Source organism: Paenibacillus sp. FSL P2-0121, assembly GCF_037975345.1.
GTDB classification, from domain to species: Bacteria; Bacillota; Bacilli; order Paenibacillales; family Paenibacillaceae; genus Paenibacillus_AQ; species Paenibacillus_AQ odorifer.
The window spans coordinates 3,063,400-3,082,654 of record NZ_CP150245.1 but is presented as its reverse complement, the minus strand read 5'-3'; the positions used below and the strand labels follow the sequence as shown (position 1 = coordinate 3,082,654).

Genomic DNA, 19,255 nt, shown 5'->3' with positions numbered 1-19,255 from the left:
ACCCCTCCTATAAAAAATAGCTTACATTTGAACATTGAGCAGGTTGCCGATTTTATAGACCACATCATCTGTATCTGCATTGATGTTGGCCGCTTCATTTATACTCGAAATACTCTCAAGCGCCTTGATATTCGCATTGTAGCCAATCGTGTAAATCGGGATTTTGTAGGTCTCAATAAGACCTCTGATATCATTCAAGGAATGCCCTTCATTGGTCTCTCCATCACTTAATACAAAGATCAACGGCTTCAAATCCGGATTTAGCTGTAATTCCGTTTGAAGCATATGGATGGCTACCGCGATCCCGTCAAAAGTAGCCGTCCCCCCATTTGCTTGAAGACTATCAATCGCACCAACAAACATGGACTGCTGGTTCGTGTCATATTTTCCAATCGGAAGATTGATTGTAACGTTATCAGAGTAAGAGACAAAACCAATGCTGTTATCCTTGCCCAAGTACTTCTGGCCTGTTAATAAAGATTGCTTTAAGCGGTTCAAGGGTTCCCCGTTCATACTTCCTGAGACATCTGCCACAAATACTGCGGCGATAGGTTTATTGCCATTTTTCTTCTCTTTCCACAGCTTCTGAGCTGAGGATATGAGACTGCCATCCACTGTACTAAGCTCTGATTGGTAATCATTAAGACCATTGAAGCCTTTTTTCTCACCCAGCTCCTGGTATTTATCCTGTTCAACAAACTCAGCAAACTTCTTAATAATATCGAGTTTTTCCTGAGGAAGATCACCTAAAGCATAAAGCGGGCTGTCATGTCTTACACCAAAAGGAGTGAATACATACCCCCCTTTCAAATCTGCTGCATTCAAAAAGATCTGGTATTCTAAGACAAAAGCATCAAGCTTACCGGTTTTTGCAGCCTCTCGCATCTGTAAAGTGGTTGAGGCAATAAAGGGAACATTTGCTTGGAATTTCTCAAAGCCCTGCACCGCTTGCTCACCAAGTAAGTCTGAACCGCCAAACGTCCCAAGCGCTGTTACCAGAAAGTTTAAACCCGTAGAACTGGCAAAAGGGTCGGTATAGCCCATTGATAACTCATTATTTGCTATGGCATCTGTAACCGTCTTGACGTTTAAAGAACCGTATTTCTCTATTAGTTCATCATATTTCGCCTTACTGGTAACAATACCAGCTACATTACCTACAAGACGTTTAGTGATTAGCTGAGTGTTCATCCCGTTTGCTTTTACCATTTCGCCCCACAGCTCATTTGAAGGGGTAAAGGCATCTGGCACATACTTCCCAGATCTTATGTAATCTGTCGCTGTACCTGAAGCAATATTACGGATTTTCACAGAAACATGACTCCCGTTCACCTCAATATTAGAGTTGTTAAAATCTGTAGCAACTTCATTTAGCCAACCATCATTACCCGTTCCTGATTTCTCTGTAGAAGAAAATATCTCTACAAAGCTATCTGTTGTATTGTCTACGGATACAGGAAACTTTGAGATATCTGGTAGTGAATCCCCAATCGCGACAGGATCCAGATCAATCTGGCCTTTGATTTGCTCAGCAGTGGTCACGTTTATGTTCTTATATAGCTTCTCAAGCTGCTTCCCCGCATCTTCGGAAGAAATCTGGGTTTTGGTTTTTCCTATATTAGAAGTCAAGGTGATTCCAAAATACACGAGAGCAAAAACTACCACCGTAATGCTCCCTAAAACTGCTACTGTTTTTCCTTTATTAGCCATACACATCTCCCCTTCATTGCTTATAGAATTTCGTCTGCTTGATCAGCTCATCGATTTCCTTCATACAAGGCATCTCTTCAACATCTGTATAATCTGTACTGTCAAGTAGCGATATTTCCAGCAGCAGCTTATCCAGCTTCAGCAGAATCTCTTCATTTGCCCCAAGATACCCTGTTACATAGGCTAAATATTCATTGTACAAAGCTGTCTTTTTTTGCACCAGTTTATCTGAGAACTGCGAGGGTCTATGCTGGCTGGAGAAAAGGGTGAACTCTGAGGCATCAAATACACTGAGTTTATTCAGAATCCCTCGAATGTTCAGGTAAAAAAGCTTTGCTACTTCATAACTGACTGCATTAAATTTTTTGAAGCTAAGTTCAGTGGATTCGAATCTCTGACCTAAAACATCTAACAAGGTACTTCTCTTCTTTTCCATCCGGGATATCTGATCTAGAGCAAGCGCAATGTCTTTTTTCAACACTTTGACATTTTTGTATTGAGTAAGCGCGGCTATATAATCCTCATAAGATTTCAGTGTTTTCACAGCAGGGATAGATGAAGGTTTAAACAATAAAATATAACTTTCATAAAGAACAACAAGTAGACTAACAAACAACAATGTCACACCTAAAGCTGTTTCAAATACACTGGTTCCTCCGATTTCCACCCCTAATAAACCTGGTGACAACACGATAATGTTCAGTAGTACCACACCGAGAATAAGTCCCAACAGCTTTATGGCTCTAACCCCGTTCATCACAACCACCTCCTGCATCCAGTCACTTCTATTGTATGGAGCAATTTCTGTTATTACGTCTCTTCATTTGCTATATGCTAAAAAAATAAGGAATTAATCAACAAAAAAACCTTAACAGGCAATAAGCCCATTAAGGTTAACGATCCCTATTTTATACCCACGCATCATTTGAATACCCGCGTTGCTCCCAATATCCCGTATGATCGCCTTCGATCAGCTCAATCCGGTTCAGCCACTTCACAGACTTGTATGCGAACATCTTCGGAACGATTAACCGTACAGGACCGCCGAGATCGCTTGGAATCGGCTTTCCATCATGCATTACCGCGACCAGCACATCATCCATGTCGGCTTGTTCCAATGTGAGCGTATCCGTGTATACACCATCACCCGAATAGAATTTCACAGTCTTAGCTGTGGGCTTCACACCGGCCTGACTCAAAAGATCTTTTAGCTTGATTCCTTCCCAGGTATTCTTATAGACTGACCAGCCTGTCACACAGTGAAAATCACTCACCTGAACGGTCCGCTTCAGCTTTACGAACTGTTCCCAGTTCCACTTGAAATTCTGCTCCACAAGCCCATCTATCGTAAAAGACCAATTGTTGTTCGTAAACTCTGGAATCGGAGTGACTGTGTAAACACGGAATTGTCCTTGCGCCCCTCCTCCGAGAGGGGGTGAGGATGCCGCCAGTGGCTGGGGTGCAGGCAACAACTGATTACGATCACTTTCGATCAGCTTATCAATTGTTTCGCTGCCTCCGATATTTCCAATTGAACTGCCGAGCCATTTTATAAACGATGGACCTATAGTGACCGCAAGCCCAACACCAATCGATCCGCGTATGAAAGCTCTACGTGTATAAACCGGCTGCGGGGTTTCCCGATGATTCGAAGGGCTGCCTGTCTCAATGCCACTTTTCACTATCCGCCGGCTCGGTTCTTTAAGCCATTTTACCCGAGTCAAAGAATGATAAATAATATAAGGAAGGCCTATCCAGGTCAATAAGTCATGGACGATCAGAGCAACGTTCGATACATGTGGACCCACCACGCGGAATTGCCAGAGTAGTACTCCTGAAACGAACCAGCCGAGCAGCAATGAAAGTACAACGATTACATTAAAACGTTGCCAAGGCCGCTCCTTCAGTTGTTTCCAATGTTTCCCTGCCAGCAGCAAATAATAAATAACCGGAATGATCGAAGCGACACCGACCACGATATGAAGCCCTTTGATCCATACTCTGCCTTCCCCTAAGAAGCCACGCCAGAAGCCACCTACAAGTACAAGTCCTGTGAGTGTGAGCAACACAACCAGCCAGCCATTCCAGGTATGAAGCGCCCGAAGCTTTTTCCCGTATCCCTTGCGCAGCCGAGCCAGTAAAGGATTCATTACCTTTCCTCCTCTTCACTAGGTATGCTCTAATAGCTCTTTCCTGATTCTACTCTAATAATGTTAGAAAAGACTTTGAAGCAGCTGTAAGAGGAACTCCACGCAGGGTAGCAATTCCTATGTTACGTTCTGGCAAAGGTGGGTCCAGAGGAATCTCGACAAGCTCACCTTTCTTCAATTCTTCGGTTACGTAATCACGAATAACAAAAGCAAGGCCAAAACCACGTTTCGCAAACTGAACAAGCAAATCCACACTTCCCAGTTCAAATTCAGGTGTAATCGTCAGATGATTAGAAGCTAAAAACTGATCCATATACTTTCTGGTGCTGCCACCCGCTTCTAAGCATAACAACGGATACTGCTGAATGTCTGCAAGCGGCATGGTCTTGTCCGCCAAATGACGAAAACCTTTGCCCCCTACCAGGCAATCTTGAAGCTGAGTACTTTTGCGAAAATCAATCTGTTTATCAGATGTCGGCAAGCTGACGATACCAAAATCAATTTTCCCTTCTTTTAAAAGCGTAAGTGTTTCTGGTGTCGTACGATTCGTAATATGAATGCGGATATTGGGAAATTGTTCATGAAATTGCTCCAAAAAAGGTAACAGATAATATTTGCATAAGGTGTCACTTGCTCCGATATGAATCTCGCCGCTGTTCAGATTGTTCATATCTGCGATCGCTCTTTCGCCCATGTCTACATGATGAAAGGCTTGCTCAATAAAGCTTAGCAGTACTTTTCCTTCTGTTGTTAGATCGACCCCGCGAGAAGTGCGAAAAAATAACGGGCCGCCCATTTTTTCTTCCAATTGTTTAATCGTGTGACTTACTGCCGGTTGTGTAATATTGAGTCGTTCTGCCGCAGCAGTTAAACTCCCAGTATTCGCTACCCAATAAAAAGAGCGATACCACTCCAAATTAATGTCCATCCCCACGTCATTACTCCACCTTATAATAGATATAACTTATATCAATTTTTCTAATGATTTAACTAGCATTATACTTAGTCCTGTAGCCAAAAACAAGCTTGGGAGGCGAAAACGCGTGACCGTAATTGCAATTGTAGGAGCAAACTGGGGCGACGAAGGAAAAGGAAAAATGACGGATGTGCTAGCTGCACAATCTTCCTTTGTCGTTCGTTTTCAAGGTGGTAGTAATGCTGGGCATACCATCATAAACCAATATGGAAAATTTTCATTGCATATGCTGCCATCTGGGGTATTTTATCCTTCCGTTACAAACATTATTGGACCCGGAACAGCACTTGATACAGAAGTCTTAATAAAAGAATTGAAAGCTTTAACGGATAGAGGTGTGCCAAAGCCTAGATTATTCGTATCCGAACGGGCGCAAATCGTGCTTCCAATCCATCGTTTGTTTGATGAACTAGAAGAGGAACGTCTGGGATCTCAAGGATTCGGTTCAACAAAACGGGGAATTGCACCATTTTACGCAGATAAATATGCAAAGCTAGGCATACAGGTAGCGGATTTATTTGATACCGCCCGACTTGAGAAACGTCTTGAACAATTACTCGCTTCCAAAAATATTTTACTTGAGCATTTATATAAGAAAGCGCCGATCCAAATCTCGGAATTAATGATTCAGCTGCAAGAAGAAGCTGTACAGCTAGCGCCTTATGTAGCCAATACAACAGACTTGCTACAAGAGGCTTATGCTAAGGGAGAGACTATCTTACTTGAAGGTCAGCTTGGGGCTCTGCGTGATCCTGATCACGGTATTTATCCTTACTCCACCTCCTCTTCAACACTTGCCGGGTTTGCACCTGTCGGTGCCGGTCTTCCTGCAGCAGCTATCACGAATGTCATCGCTGTAACCAAGGCCTATTCCAGTTGTGTCGGCGCTGGACCTTTTGTTACAGAATTAGAAGGGCCCGTTGCGGATGAACTTCGTACAAGAGGTGGCGATGCCGGGGAATTCGGGGCTACGACTGGCCGTCCTAGACGTATGGGCTGGTTTGATGCTGTAGCTACTCGTTACGGTTGCCAAATGCAGGGTGCCACTGAAGTCGTGTTGACTAATCTTGACGTGCTTGGTTATTTGGAAGAGATTCCAGTTTGTGTGGCTTATGAGCTTGAAAATGGAGAGATCACCGACAAGTTCCCGGCTACGAATAAACTGAACTCTGCAAAACCGATATTCACGCATTTATCTGGCTGGAACTGCGATATCTCTCAGATCACCGACTTCGAAGATCTGCCAGAACAAGCTAAGCTTTACATTGATTTTATTGAAACCTCTATTGGCACGCGTATTACTACGATTTCCGTGGGTCCTAGACGCGAACAGGTCATTAATCGGATAACGAAATAATCATATACGTACTAAATCTCTGTAAAATTTAAAAGAAGCGCCTCTCTTATTAGAGAAGTGCTTCTTTGTTTTATTCATGAGAAGGGCTGCCTCATACGTAGAAAAATCCACTTTTGAGACAGCCTCTTTTTGTGTACTCTTTTTAAATCAACACGGCATCCACTTTCGTCTGCGGAGCCTTGTCACAGCGTTTACAGACCTTAACGACTGCTCCATCCGTTTTTTTCTTGGGATAAAGCAGCTTAATACGGGTGTTCTGACAGATTGGACAAGTCCCCCTGCCCCTTGATGGTAAATTCCAAAGTGCATGTCCACGTTTTGACTTTGCCATGAATAAACCCCTCATTTCGGCCAACAATAGTCAACACTTTAATTCTGAAAGTGCTTCTCCAAAATGATATGTCGCAAAGACAGGCTCTATGACTAAAGTAACGCAGAAGTTAGGAAGAATTAATTCGTATAAATCATGGAGACAACACCGTTCGTAAAGGTAACATAGTTATAATTACCATACTGCCAGGTCTCCACTTGAATGCCACTACCTGATAATGTGGATTTACTTATAGGCTTACCCCAACTAAACTCCACTTGCTGCTTGGTCATCCCAGTAGCAACTATGCTCTTTTTAATCTTACTCCAAATCGCATCCGACCACTTATAGGTCTTAAATGGATCCGTTGTTAAGAAATATTCTTTATTTCCTAATGTACGGATCAACTCATCCCCCGACATTGTATAAGAGTTAAGAATTTGCCCCGTTGATAAAACCTTAAATGAAATGGCGAATTCACCTTCATAATCAGGTAAAATATCTACAATAGTGACTTTTTGGAACTTATAATCGGAGTCGAATTGATTGAGCCAATATGTTTTTCCAATGAACTTAACGAGGTTTCCTTGTTCTTCCTTCTTAAAAATCTGCGCGGTTTGTTTCGTATAGGCGAACAACTCTGCTTTGCCGAAGTAGATCTCCATCGTCTGATAATTTCCATCCCAAATTAACTCTGCTGACAGTGCAGTTTTTAAAAGCGTGGCAGGAAAAACTGTAGATCCGTCGATCTTTTGCACGTTACCACTCATTTTGACCTTCGCACCATTCACCATTGCAATATCGCTTTCGAGTTGAAGCTGTATTGGTAAATCTCCTAGGCGAATGCTAAAGATTTTAGTTGCTGTATTAACTTGGACTGTTGCTCCCAACGTTTGAAAAACCGATTGAACCGGCAAATACATTGTTCCATTAACAAATGCACCTTGATCAATATCATGGTCCGCACTGATCGAAACTTTTATTGTTTTGGAATCTGATCCTGAAATGACCGTTACGTTCGTTTCTCCTACCGCTAAGGCTTTCATTGTGCCATCGGCTTGCTTTTGCAGCAAATAAGGTTTTTCAATTACGACATTTGCTTGAGCTAACGGAACGCGTTCAGATATGCCATCGGCATCTTTAGCATAGATTTGTACCGGAACATTGTCCCCAACAGTGATTTCGGTCGCATCCATCTGAAAAATCAAATCTTCAACCTGCGGATTGCCTTCATTGTATGATGACGAAACTGAACGGGCACTCCGTAAAATACTACCTTGATCGTAATCGACGTTACGCGTATCTGCCGCCTTCACTGTATGTATTGGACCCAACATAGATACTGCTAACGCTGCAGTGATGCTCCATTTAATAGCTTTCATTTCCCTTACATCCCCCTCTAAATATATAAACCTTAATTACTGTATCACAATTCCACAATTTTACTAGAGAAAAATTTACAGAAATTTTTTTTTGTATTTCTAGTGAATTTACTCCGTGATAATTACAGAGTCTTCCATTATAATCATGGATTAGGAGGTATTAACTCATGGAAATAATAGCCGACAGATTGATATTAAGAGATTATACAAGCGATGATTTTTCTTTTTATGAAGAACTGGAACTTAATCCTTTGTCTCACAAATATGAAAACACCGCACCAGATGCAAAACAAATTAAAGAGAACTTCCTTTCGATTCTGACTCAGACTACCAGCGATCCGCGTGAGCATTATGATCTAGCAGTATGTACAAAGCAAAATAGAACCCCCATAGGCAACGTAAGTATAAAGTTAAATTGGGAAGAGATCAGAGAGTGGGAGATTGGCTGGGTCCTACTGCCGGAATACTGGAAAATGGGCTATGCGACAGAAGCCGTCAAAACACTGATAGGCTACGCCTTTAGCTCTCTTAATGCCCATAGAGTCGTTGCCTATGCCAATGCAGAGAATCTTCAATCTGAAAAAGTTATGATTAGAGCAGGAATGATTAGGGATGGAATCCTCAGAGAGACTAGATTTTGCAATCAACAATGGTGTGACGAACTCATTTACTCTGCTTTGGAAAAGGAGGCTACATTAAATTGACAACAATCAAAGTTTTAAATGAAGGTTATGTAAGATTAGTAGATCATATGGGCTCAGATTTAACGGTTGCTAACGCTGCGCGTGTTTCTTATGCAAAACAATCTTTTGAGCTTAGTGATCGGGATATTAAACTAATAAAATTCCTTGCCCGTGAAGGACATACCTCTCCTTTCCGCCATGCCATCACTCAATTTGAGGTTTATGCCCCATTAATGGTTGCGAGACAGTGGTGGAAATACGTAGTCGGTTCTGCCCATTACGAAGGTACTGGAGATAGCTTGGAAGCCTGGAACGAATCCAGCCGAAGATACATAACAGAAGAACCCGTTTTTTATCAACCTGCTGCGGGAGAATGGAGATCCAAACCAGAGAATTCCAAACAAGGCAGTGGTGACATCATTGCATGGGAGCTTGGTGAAAAATACACCCGTGAGCTTCAAGAATACACCGAGTTAGGATTATCTAAGTATGAAGCAGCTTTAGCAGATGGTATATGTGCTGAACAAGCAAGACTGTTTCTACCTGCTTATGGATTATTCGTTCGTTGGTACTGGACAGCTTCAGTTCAATCTGTAGCCCATTTTTTAAATCAAAGACTGGAGCATGACGCTCAGAAAGAAATTCAGGAGTATGCAAAAGCAATTTTATCGCTAATTGAGCCACTATTCCCTGTCTCTTTTGATCAGCTGCTGACAACCGGCTCTGTAGATTAATTTATTTCCTAATATAAAAAAGAGCCGCCAAACCCTTGGCGGCTTTTCCCTTTTTACACTACCAACCCTCGTATAACTTCAAACTCGTCCCTACTGACTTCAACGAACCCGAGTGATGTATATAAATTCGTAGCACGTTCGTTTTCGATCCGATGGCCAATAACGATTTTGTCGCAATGATGTTCTGCTTTAATATAACGAATTAAGGTATCCATACCCGTTCTGCCTAAACCCCTGTTCTGATATTTCTGGTCAATCATAAAAGCCATAATCCAATAACTTCCATCCTCAGGATCTACGCTATACACAGAGAAACCTACCAATTCTTCATCTGCGTATAAAGCGAGCGGGGTCATACCACAATAAGCTGCTTCTGCTAACCAATAGACCACCGGTACAGGAAAAATAGCCTTTTGCTCATCCGATACTTCTAATTGAGTACAAGCGTACCAGTTTTTTTCAGTAATATCCTTCAGCACTATATGTGGTTGAAAGCCGGTTCGTAATCGGTCACAAACTCTTTCTAATTTCAGTTTAAGCTGTTTCGCCCAATCCGGGAAAATAGAATCATCCGTATTCTCCATACACCGAAGTAATCTAGCAAAACTGTATAAGTCTGCAAATCTTTGAAATTCAGGTATCAACTTCATATACTCATCATCTAGCTGCTTAACCGATCTATATCCACTAATAAAATGGTCAATGTTTCTTCTACTCTCATTATCATCCGATTCCGTCAGGTCTCTTAACGCCGATGTAATATCCATCGCAAACCAGTGATACATAGAGTCATCAAAATCGATGGCACTGTAGCGGGATTCTTCTTGCATATAAAAGATATTATCCATCTCAAAATCATAATGCACGAGCCCAGTATGCCCTACTCCAAAAGGAAGCTCTGATAGCCAAGCTTCAATCCGCTCATATTCCTTAAGCGCCTTATGCTCCTCAGGATGCCTGCTCAATACGGAATAAATAAAATTCAATGAATCGACCCAGCTTTTGCGATAAGGTGTGCTCGGTGCATAGGTTTCCGAAAAATTATGCAGACGTGCAAGCGATTGGCCCCATTGATAAAAATGAGGTTCCTTCATCTCATCAAGTGAAACATATTCACCCTGGGCCTGTTCAAAAACTACCCCGTGGTATCGCCCGTGATCCGTTAACAACGTTTCAATCCAATTGCCAGACTTAGAACGCACTGGAGAGACAGTCTCATAACCTTGTTCTAATAAATACATCATAAAATCCAGCTCTGCCTGGATATTGTCTGGAGAATTATCCTCTTCATGAGTAAACCTTAAATAAAAGCGGTTACCATTCCACTGAAAGGTATAAATAAAATTGCTGCTGGCCCTTACCATCTTTAAGGTTCCAGGCTCATGATTCCAATACTTAATCATCTCTTTAGCAGGAAGATCGTTCTCCGTTCCCCGCACCATGTTCATTAAAGTCATCATTGTCCGATAGTGCCTCCTGCTTCATGACGGATTTGATTCTGGGTTCCCCCATTAACATTATCGGTAAATTATTCTATTAAATCAAGGGAATTTGATAGGCAGAGCTTTTGCTCTTCCACCATATCTATAGCATTTTATAAAAAAACACTTTTCTAATTAGGACTATATAATTCACTGTGCCGGAGCAAATCTCCGACCAAGCGACTCATCGTCCTCTACCCAGTCATATTTCAGAATAAGCGGAGCAGGTACAATAGTCTCCAGTTGCTCTACACTCTCCCGCACATCATCATCAAAGTATCCTATAGCAAGTACAAGGGAAGAGATCAAGTTAGACAAAGATCTGGCGCTTTCACCAATCGTTTCCCAGTTGAATTTCTCCCCCAGTACTGTTGTCCAACCTTGGGACTGCCCGATGGAGATTTGCAAATGAAGTTCCCATTTAGGCTCCATCTTAGCCGTCCAATAGGAGGACAGGACGTAAATCACGTCATCATTTGCCAAAATCACCGAATGAATGGAACCTTTGATTGCGGTCTCCGCTAAATGCACTCCTTTTTGGAAAAAAATATCAACAACGGAGTAGCTTTCAATCGAGTTATCCATTAAGCGACTTTGAATAACGTTGCCGCATCGGCCGAGAATTGGCTGAGTTATTGCAAAACCTTTAGTTTCCGCTCTCCATAGCTGTTCACCGTCTCGCGTTAAACAAATGAATTCCCCGCCGGTCAAATTTACGTATAAATTACCGTCTGCGCCCAGGGAAGGGCTGGTGTCAACGTAGCTTTCCTCCGGTTGGTATATCCATTTCACTTCGCCATCCGGAGCAATGGCATATAACTGGCTAGAAAGACACCCATACATAACCCCATCCTGATCTATGACAGGGGGACGGTGCCCTTCTCCTTGACCCATCGGTTTCTCCCACAACAACTCTCCATCAGGACTAAAAGCATAAAGTTTGGAATTCACATTTTGACCAATATATATGATTCCTTCACGGGAAATAACCGGATCGCACCAAAATATGGACGAGCACTTGTAAACCCATCTTATGGTTCCATCCGCATCAAAAGCATAGAGTCTCCCAATAATTTGTGACTCATCTTCATATGTACACAGGTAAATATACCCTTCGCTGCTTACCACCGGCCGGCCATACGGCACACCATCCACTGCAGTCTTCCAATTTATCCGGCCGTTTTCGTTAACCGAAATGAGCTGATTATCTCGAATGCTATTGGTCGCAACCAAAATGGAGGCTGGGCTGATCAGCAGGGGAGACATAAGGGATGCCTTAGTCTCCAATAGCAGCTCCACAGTGTCAGATTCAAAGCAAACCCGAAACAGTTTGCCGTATTGATGATTAAGCTCGAAATCACCCTGCCCCACAGCTAAAATGGCTCTCCCTTGTTCATCCACTGTAAACGAGCTTAATCCATATGAAAAATCCGGTCGCCCCGAGTCAACAACTCGCTTCAAAACTGAAAGCGATGTTGGAGCTCTGAATCGGGATTGTCTGGTCCAATTCGCCTCAATGGGATGAATGGCTAATGGACGATAGCTACCTTGTTGAAAACCGCCTATTCCTTCGTTGTTATTATAACCGACCATAATTTTCCCATCCTTTGTTATATAAGTTAAGGGATACAAACTGGATATCTTGTATTTCTTAAGCCTAATTAAAATCTTAGCTAGGCTGGTTTGGTCAAACAAGTTATCCGAGCCGGACCAGTTAAGGTCGAATTTCCCCGAGTCTTTGGACACATTGAATTCGTCGTAGCGATATCGTGTGATATGCTCACATTAATGAATCACCATCATAAATTCAACGTAAAAAGCGAAAAACTACTTCCCATAACATGGGTTAGTTGTGTTGATGGTTGAACGAAGAAGGGTTCATTCGGCATTGGGTACTGGGGCGGGCTATAACTAATAAAAGAAACCACATGGAGTATTATTCACATGTGGTTCTAACTAAATTATTTTAAAATTTAACCATCCCAAAACACTAATCAATCTTCAATGGCTCAATTACACCGGATCTCAGGGGAATCTGAGAAATAGAATAAATGTATTCTATACAGTTATTTCGTAGGCAAATGCAATCATTTTGACTTTAGTTGCATTTTCTACAACTAAAAACACGAGAAGCCACCACTAAGGCTGTAAATCAAGAAAATAGCTGTACAAAATACACTTATACCCATCGGCTGGAGGGATTCGAGAAATATAGTTGTACGATGTACAATTAAACTCGCTTCTACGTATTGCTCCCCGTGATTTTCTATACAGATAGATGGTGAATAGCCCCTTATAACTCTGCTCTCTTTACTTTATCGGGACTATACTCCCACATCTGCAGCCCCGCACCGATCATTCCACATAAATTACCATAATAGGCTGCTTCAATACGAACATTTTCCAGCATCGATGGCATTACTCTGCCCTTTACTTCCCTTCTAATGCCTTCAAACAAAAGTTCGCCTGCTTCAGCAACTCCACCGCCAATGACGATGACTTTAGGGTTAAAAATATGGATTAATGAAGCAATCGCGGATCCGAGCGCAGCAATCGTGTCTTCCATTAACGCTGTAGCCAGAGAGTCACCTGCCCGCCATCTCGCTATCACTTCCCGTGAGTCTACGTTCTCTGGGGACTGGTTATGTAATAAAAGCTTGTCGCGCATGCGACGTGCGATACTTGTGCCTGAAGCATACTGCTCCAAGCAGCCTGTTCCACCACAAACGCATGCAGGCCCTTTGAAATCTACGGACATATGGCCTAACTCTCCAGCCCCACCCCAAGAACCGTGGACAAGATGGCCGTCTACGACTATCGCTCCACCCACGCCCGTACCAAGGGCAAGACAGATAAAATCTTTTACCACTTTGCCTGAACCTAAATATTTCTCTGTTATTGCTAATACATTCACGTCATTATCAACGATTACCGGAAGTTGAAACTGTGTCTGAAGCAACTCCTTCAAAGCTGTGCCAGCATAGCCTGGAATAAGCTCCGAAGCGGAGCGGACACGCCCCGCCTCCCAATCCATTTGCCCTGCTGATCCTACGCCAATTCCTTGGAGCTGAATTCCCGCTTGTTGTGCTGTTATTTCATCCATTAATGTCCGAATAGCTAGTATAATACGATCCATTGTTTTCGTCTGTCCTGTCAATGTGCTTAGGCTTACAGTATGTAAAACGTCCCCTTGTGAAGAGACGAGTCCGGCATTAATTTTCGTGCCGCCAATATCTACTCCGATCGCATATTCTATATGAGGATCATACCCTTCCATCGCGGACTCACCTCCGTCAGTCATTGAAATTGCTCACGGCCTTAACATATCTCGAAGTGATCAATTGTGGCCTAGTAATTGCACTTCCTACAACAACATAGGATGCCCCCGCATTCTTAGCTTTTGCTGCGTCTTCCGGTGTCCATATCCGTCCTTCCGCAACAACAGGAATGTTCACTAATTTGCTTAATTGTTGAATTAAGACAAGGTCCGGTCCTTCCTGCTGTGTACTGTATGGGGTGTAGCCTGAAAGCGTGGTACCGATGAAATCCACACCTAATTTCTCAGCGGCAAGCCCTTCCTCAAATGTCGAAATATCCGCCATAACCAGCACACCTCTCAGATGTGCATATTCTATTAATGGCTTTACTGACTCTAAGCGTTCTTCCCGATTCGTTACATCAAGCGCAACAATCTCTGCTTTTGCAGAAACAATCGCCTTCACTTCATCTAAGGTTGGTGTTATAAATATGGCTGATCCGGGAATATCCCGTTTAATAAGTCCAATGACCGGTACATTTACTTCTTTTTTGATAGCTACAATATCTGGAACACCATTTGTCCGGATTCCTATAGCTCCTGATTGAACCGCTGCTCTTGCCATTTTAGCCATTGTATCCCCACCATGAAGCGGCTCATGCTCAAGTGCCTGACAGGAAACAATCAGACCTTTCACCGGAAAGATATCACTTATTCGAGTCATTATTAACCCTATCCCTTCGCTTCAAGAATATAATCTAATATTCTATTGTTCAGAGCTTCCACCCGCTCCTGATCGGAATCCTTAATCGGTAAAAGTGGCATTCTTGGCTGACCTGTTTCAAATCCGCGCACACTAAGGATCGCTTTACACGCACCATATAATGAAGGAAAGGATAGCAATTCAACAATGAGATCATTGATGATAAACTGCCATTTCTGCGCCTCAGCCATCTCTCCTTGCACATAACATTGTTCCACTTTTAGGAATAACTCTGGCATCACCCCATAAGTTCCACCAATCCCGCCATCTGCCCCAATACTGCGGCCCGCCAAATACTGCTCATCAGGTCCATTTAAGACTAGAAAATCCTTCCCCCCTGCGGCTTTAAATTGCTGAAGCTCAAACGTGCTCTCCACCGAAATTTTCACCCCGATTACTTTATCCTGAGCTGCCATCTTAATCAGCAAGCTTTTCGATAATTGAAAGCCTGTAGTTTGTGGGATGTGATAGATAATAAATGGAAGCGCCGTACTATCAATAATCGCCTGCCAATGACTTTCAACACTGTCCGGAGACAGACGATAATAGATCGCTGGAACAGCCGATACGGCATGTGCGCCAACTTTCTCAGCATGGATAGCTAGTTCAACACTGTCTCTTGTAGATGGGGCACCCACGTGAGCAATGATTGTAAGCTCTTTTCCAACCTCTGCTATAACTGCCTCGAGCATTTGTTTGCGTTCTTCTACAGATTGCAGCATACCTTCGCCAGAGCTTCCGCCAATATAAAGACCTTTTACTCCCGTAGAAGCATACTGACGAGCTAATTTTCGGGCTGCTTCTTTATCGATTTCCCCCTCAGCATCATAACTGGAGTACATAGCAATAATAATGCCTTTAAAGGATTCAAGATCATATGATTTCATAAATTACAGCCTCCATCGTTTAATTCATTACTATTAATTTTCGTTGTTATAAGAATAATTAGCCTTTTACAGCCCCCATAGTAATCCCTTGGGTAAAGGCTTTTTGGAACATTAGAAAAATTGCAATCATAGGAATAGAGGCTAACGCAGCACCCGCCATAAGCAATCCATAGTTTGTTGTGAATTCACCCCGAAGAGTCGCTACCCCAAGTGGTAATGTCATCATTGAAGTCGATCTGGTCATGATCAGCTGACTGAAATAATCATTCCAAGAAGTGATGAAGGTAAAGATTGCCAGTGCCCCTATTGCGGGCTTTAACAAAGGTAAAATGATGGTTCCGAACAAACGAATCTCAGAGCTGCCATCTATTTTGGCTGCTTCAATTAATTCTCCTGGAATCGTCTGCGCGAACTGCTTCATTAGGAAGACTCCAAATGGCCAGCCAATCGCTGGTAAAATAAGCCCTTTATACGTGTTGACCCACCCAAAATCTGCAAGCATCGTAAACAGCGGGACAAGAATAACTTGCTTAGGCAATGCCATAGCGGCAACAAACATCGTAAAGATAATCCCTCGGCCAGGAAAAGACTTTTTGGCTAGCACATATCCAGCACAGGAAGAAACGATACAAATCGCTGCCATTTCACAAAAAGCAATGATGAAACTGTTAAACATCCAGCGCTCAACGGGATTCTTAAATAACTCGGTCCAGTTTTGCAGAGTCGGCTTAGCCGGAAACCATTCCGGGGGAATCGTTGTTGCTACAGTCTGAAGCTTAAATGCCCCTGAAACCACCCAATAAAAAGGGAAGATAAAAAACAACGTTGCTAGAATCAACAGGATGGTCGCTAATATTTTTGGAATCGTCAATTCTTTTTTCCATTTGCTTACTTTCTTAGATTGGCCAATAGGTGCTCTCAGTTCTAACGGATTCGTAGAATTCATGATGTCCCCTCCTTAATACTCAACATCACTGCCAAAGTATTTGAATTGAATGATAGAAATGATCCCGATCACAATCGCAAGGATGACACCCATCGCCGAGGCATATCCAAAATGACCGAGCATAAAGGCTTGTTCGTAAACGCCATACATAACAGTCGATGTGCTATACACAGGTCCACCCGAGGTGAGCAACTGAATTAGTGCAAAACATTGAAAGGTGTTGATCGTGGTAATCACGATAATATATAAGTTCGTTGGCATTAGCATTGGCCATAATATTTTCCGGAAAATCTGCCAAGGCGTCGCTCGATCAATCTCAGCTGCTTCTATGTAAGAAGTAGGAATGTTCCCAATAGATGCCACATATAAAATGATCGGCTGCCCTACAGAGGTCGTTATCAGAACCACGATAATTGCAAGCAGTGCAGTCCTCGTATCTCCTAACCAGGATATAGGCTCCATTCCCAAAAAGCTGGTTAAATAATTTAGAATCCCATAGTTCGGATGATAAATCCAGCCCCAAACGACTGTGATGCTTACAACCGAGGATACAGCCGGCAAATAGAACACTCCACGGAAAAACGATCTGGCAAACTCTTTTTTCTTATAAATATTCATAGAGATAAATAACGAGAAAATAATAACGATGGGTACGGTGATGAGTACAAGCAATAATGTATTTCCCATCGACTTCCTGAAGTTATCATCTTTTATTAAGGAGATATAATTATCGAGGCCAATAAAGCTGAAATCTCTCAAGGAGTAATCAAAGAAACTAATATAGACCCCTTTCACCATCGGATAAGCTACAAAAAGCAGGAAAAACCCAAATGCCGGCACTAAAAAGAGATAACTCATCATCCAGTCACGAATCACATAACCTTTTATTTTGCGAACCGTTGTCCCCACAGTCCTTCCCCATTTCTTCGATGATTTAAAAAGAAAAGAGTGCTTCCCGCACTCTATTCTTTTGGACACCATTCACTTTTTTTATTTCATTGCAGCCTTTGCTTTCGTAATCGCTTCGTTTGCTTTTGCAGCAAAGCTGTCCAAAGCTTCTTTACCGGTTGCTCCTCCAGTTAAAGCACGTTGTAATTCAGGGAACCAGAAAGTACGAATATCAGCATATCCATCGGCAATGGTAGGTGCATCTGTTGTGAATTTACGAGCATACTCAGCGTATTTGTACTCTGCATCATCATAGAGGCCTGTAATCGAATTACGAACAGACAAACCACCTGTTTGAATCAAGTTTTTCTTCCCCCATACAGGATCATTAGCAATAAAATCAATCAGCTTCTTAGAAGCTGCAATCTTAGCTTCATCACCATTATTGAATACAGCCATACCGCCGAGGTAAGGTTCAAGCTTAGGTTCCGATCCATCTAAAGTAGGGAATGGAAGCAGAACATCTTCGAATTCAACCATTTTTTTAGATACGTTCTGAGCTTTAAGTACTGCAGAATAGTTGAGTGTAAAGGCTAATTTCCCTTGTAAAAATAAGTCGTTCACGTCAGCAGCCGCAAGGGAAGCCGCACCAGAAACGCTAAGTTTATCTTTTGTAGCTTGAACGATCCAATCCAACGCTTTTGCAGCATTATCAGTATTGATAGCGACTGCGGAATTATCTTCATTTAGAAATCTGGATACACCTAAGTTAGCAAGATATGCACGAGTTCCTTGATCTCCAGCCTGGCTCTTCGCGAAGAATCCGGTAGGAATAACATCAGGTGCTTTTTCTTTAACAGCTTCCAGCGCTTTCTTATATTCTTCAAACGTCCAAGTTCGGTCTTCCTTATCCAGAGGAAGCAAATCTAGCGCGCCAATCTTCTCAAAAACAGTCTTGTTTACCGCCATCATAAAAGGAGCTGTATTGATCGGGTACATAAAGATCTCTTCGCCAACACTAGACTGTTTCCAAAAGGCTTCCGAAATATCATTTTTCACTTCATCGGTCACCATATCATTAAGAGGTGCTAATAAGTCCTTTTTACCCCAGTCAATAATCCGTCCAGGAGCATCATAAATTACATCAGGTGCGGTATTCGAAGCAATTGCCACATTCAGTTTTTCAGGGCCGCCTTCAAAGGTGATCATCTCAAGGTTGACTTTAATTTCCGGATTCTTCTCATTAAAAGCTGCAATGATTTCCTTCTCATATTTGCCAACTTCACCATCTAAAGCTTGAAAGCTCGGAAAATTCCACCATGTTATTTCTACTGGTTTAGCAGCAGTCTCAGTGGCCGCGGGCTCACTCTTATCAGTATTATTACTTGGTTCATTGGCGGAATTCGCTGTATTCGTATTTCCGCATGCAACTAACTGTGTACCTAAAAGTGCGACACCAACAATGCTCATTAGCCCTTTTTTCATTGCTCTCATGTGCTACCCCCTATTATTTTTGTGGAATAGAATGCTTTCTCATTCCTTGCGCTAATCATAAATCAATTATAAATTCAGGAGAATCCCACTCCTTTTACATTTAGGGTCGTATTCTGACCTATACCTTCTTTCAGCCCCTCTTCAATGTTATAATACATTACATATTTCACCTATAATTATTTTAATTTTTAGCTTATAACTTACATTTGATGATATCGTTGTTGAAAAATCCACTATA

General features: G+C 42.3%; 17 protein-coding genes. 3 read left to right on the top strand and 14 right to left on the bottom strand.

Features of this window, described 5'->3' with window-relative positions; all coding sequences use genetic code 11:
• Positions 1 to 21 precede the first annotated feature (21 nt).
• The 4 genes from MKY54_RS13560 to MKY54_RS13545 form a co-directional block, all read right to left on the bottom strand.
• Positions 22 to 1,710: a VWA domain-containing protein gene (locus MKY54_RS13560; protein WP_339190753.1), complete on the bottom strand. Its 1,689-nt coding sequence runs from the start codon at positions 1,708 to 1,710 to the stop codon at positions 22 to 24.
• A 13-nt stretch (positions 1,711 to 1,723) separates the two neighbouring features.
• Positions 1,724 to 2,467 carry a hypothetical protein gene (locus MKY54_RS13555; RefSeq protein ID WP_339190750.1) on the bottom strand — a complete coding sequence of 248 codons (744 nt, stop codon included), beginning with the start codon at positions 2,465 to 2,467 and terminating at the stop codon, positions 1,724 to 1,726.
• Positions 2,468 to 2,618: 151 nt separating this feature from the next.
• Positions 2,619 to 3,860, bottom strand: a complete 1,242-nt coding sequence (locus MKY54_RS13550) for a molybdopterin-dependent oxidoreductase (protein WP_339190749.1) — start codon at positions 3,858 to 3,860, stop codon at positions 2,619 to 2,621.
• Positions 3,861 to 3,909: 49 nt separating this feature from the next.
• A complete protein-coding gene (locus MKY54_RS13545; protein WP_036686616.1) occupies positions 3,910 to 4,788 on the bottom strand; it encodes a LysR family transcriptional regulator in 879 nt (292 codons plus the stop codon).
• A gap of 115 nt (positions 4,789 to 4,903) precedes the next feature.
• Here MKY54_RS13545 and MKY54_RS13540 point away from each other — a divergent pair, with 115 nt between their 5' ends.
• Positions 4,904 to 6,193: an adenylosuccinate synthase gene (locus MKY54_RS13540; RefSeq protein ID WP_339190747.1), complete on the top strand. Its 1,290-nt coding sequence runs from the start codon at positions 4,904 to 4,906 to the stop codon at positions 6,191 to 6,193.
• A 142-nt stretch (positions 6,194 to 6,335) separates the two neighbouring features.
• On the opposite strand, the gene MKY54_RS13535 is transcribed toward MKY54_RS13540, so the two are convergent.
• Together MKY54_RS13535 and MKY54_RS13530 are read right to left on the bottom strand one after the other, a co-directional pair.
• On the bottom strand, positions 6,336 to 6,524 hold the full coding sequence (locus MKY54_RS13535) for a hypothetical protein (RefSeq protein ID WP_036686376.1): 189 nt from the start codon (positions 6,522 to 6,524) through the stop codon (positions 6,336 to 6,338).
• A gap of 119 nt (positions 6,525 to 6,643) precedes the next feature.
• Entirely contained in the window at positions 6,644 to 7,885 is a 1,242-nt protein-coding gene (locus tag MKY54_RS13530; protein WP_339190744.1) for a stalk domain-containing protein, read from the bottom strand.
• 167 nt (positions 7,886 to 8,052) lie between these two features.
• Here MKY54_RS13530 and MKY54_RS13525 point away from each other — a divergent pair, with 167 nt between their 5' ends.
• The gene (locus MKY54_RS13525; RefSeq protein WP_076275817.1) at positions 8,053 to 8,589 is read left to right on the top strand and encodes a GNAT family protein; all 537 of its coding nucleotides are present in this window, start codon (positions 8,053 to 8,055) and stop codon (positions 8,587 to 8,589) included.
• Positions 8,586 to 9,302 carry an FAD-dependent thymidylate synthase gene (thyX, locus tag MKY54_RS13520; protein ID WP_038570515.1) on the top strand — a complete coding sequence of 239 codons (717 nt, stop codon included), beginning with the start codon at positions 8,586 to 8,588 and terminating at the stop codon, positions 9,300 to 9,302. The genes MKY54_RS13525 and thyX overlap by 4 nt, the downstream gene beginning before the upstream one ends.
• Before the next feature lie 53 nt (positions 9,303 to 9,355).
• Here thyX and MKY54_RS13515 read toward each other — a convergent pair whose 3' ends face one another.
• From MKY54_RS13515 to MKY54_RS13480, 8 genes are all read right to left on the bottom strand, one after another.
• The gene (locus MKY54_RS13515) at positions 9,356 to 10,762 is read right to left on the bottom strand and encodes a GNAT family N-acetyltransferase (protein ID WP_081388252.1); all 1,407 of its coding nucleotides are present in this window, start codon (positions 10,760 to 10,762) and stop codon (positions 9,356 to 9,358) included.
• A gap of 171 nt (positions 10,763 to 10,933) precedes the next feature.
• Positions 10,934 to 12,376 carry a PQQ-binding-like beta-propeller repeat protein gene (locus tag MKY54_RS13510; RefSeq protein WP_339190741.1) on the bottom strand — a complete coding sequence of 481 codons (1,443 nt, stop codon included), beginning with the start codon at positions 12,374 to 12,376 and terminating at the stop codon, positions 10,934 to 10,936.
• Between the two features lie 700 nt (positions 12,377 to 13,076).
• Entirely contained in the window at positions 13,077 to 14,060 is a 984-nt protein-coding gene (locus MKY54_RS13505) for an ROK family protein (protein ID WP_339190739.1), read from the bottom strand.
• 16 nt (positions 14,061 to 14,076) lie between these two features.
• Positions 14,077 to 14,763 carry an N-acetylmannosamine-6-phosphate 2-epimerase gene (locus tag MKY54_RS13500; RefSeq protein WP_038570497.1) on the bottom strand — a complete coding sequence of 229 codons (687 nt, stop codon included), beginning with the start codon at positions 14,761 to 14,763 and terminating at the stop codon, positions 14,077 to 14,079.
• A gap of 8 nt (positions 14,764 to 14,771) precedes the next feature.
• Positions 14,772 to 15,689, bottom strand: a complete 918-nt coding sequence (locus MKY54_RS13495) for a dihydrodipicolinate synthase family protein (protein WP_339190738.1) — start codon at positions 15,687 to 15,689, stop codon at positions 14,772 to 14,774.
• A 58-nt stretch (positions 15,690 to 15,747) separates the two neighbouring features.
• Positions 15,748 to 16,635 (bottom strand): carbohydrate ABC transporter permease, encoded by an 888-nt coding sequence (locus tag MKY54_RS13490; RefSeq protein WP_051491452.1) that lies wholly within the window; start codon positions 16,633 to 16,635, stop codon positions 15,748 to 15,750.
• A 12-nt stretch (positions 16,636 to 16,647) separates the two neighbouring features.
• Positions 16,648 to 17,496 carry a sugar ABC transporter permease gene (locus MKY54_RS13485; RefSeq protein ID WP_052097471.1) on the bottom strand — a complete coding sequence of 283 codons (849 nt, stop codon included), beginning with the start codon at positions 17,494 to 17,496 and terminating at the stop codon, positions 16,648 to 16,650.
• A 129-nt stretch (positions 17,497 to 17,625) separates the two neighbouring features.
• Positions 17,626 to 19,017 (bottom strand): extracellular solute-binding protein, encoded by a 1,392-nt coding sequence (locus MKY54_RS13480; protein ID WP_076183515.1) that lies wholly within the window; start codon positions 19,015 to 19,017, stop codon positions 17,626 to 17,628.
• Positions 19,018 to 19,255 lie beyond the last annotated feature (238 nt).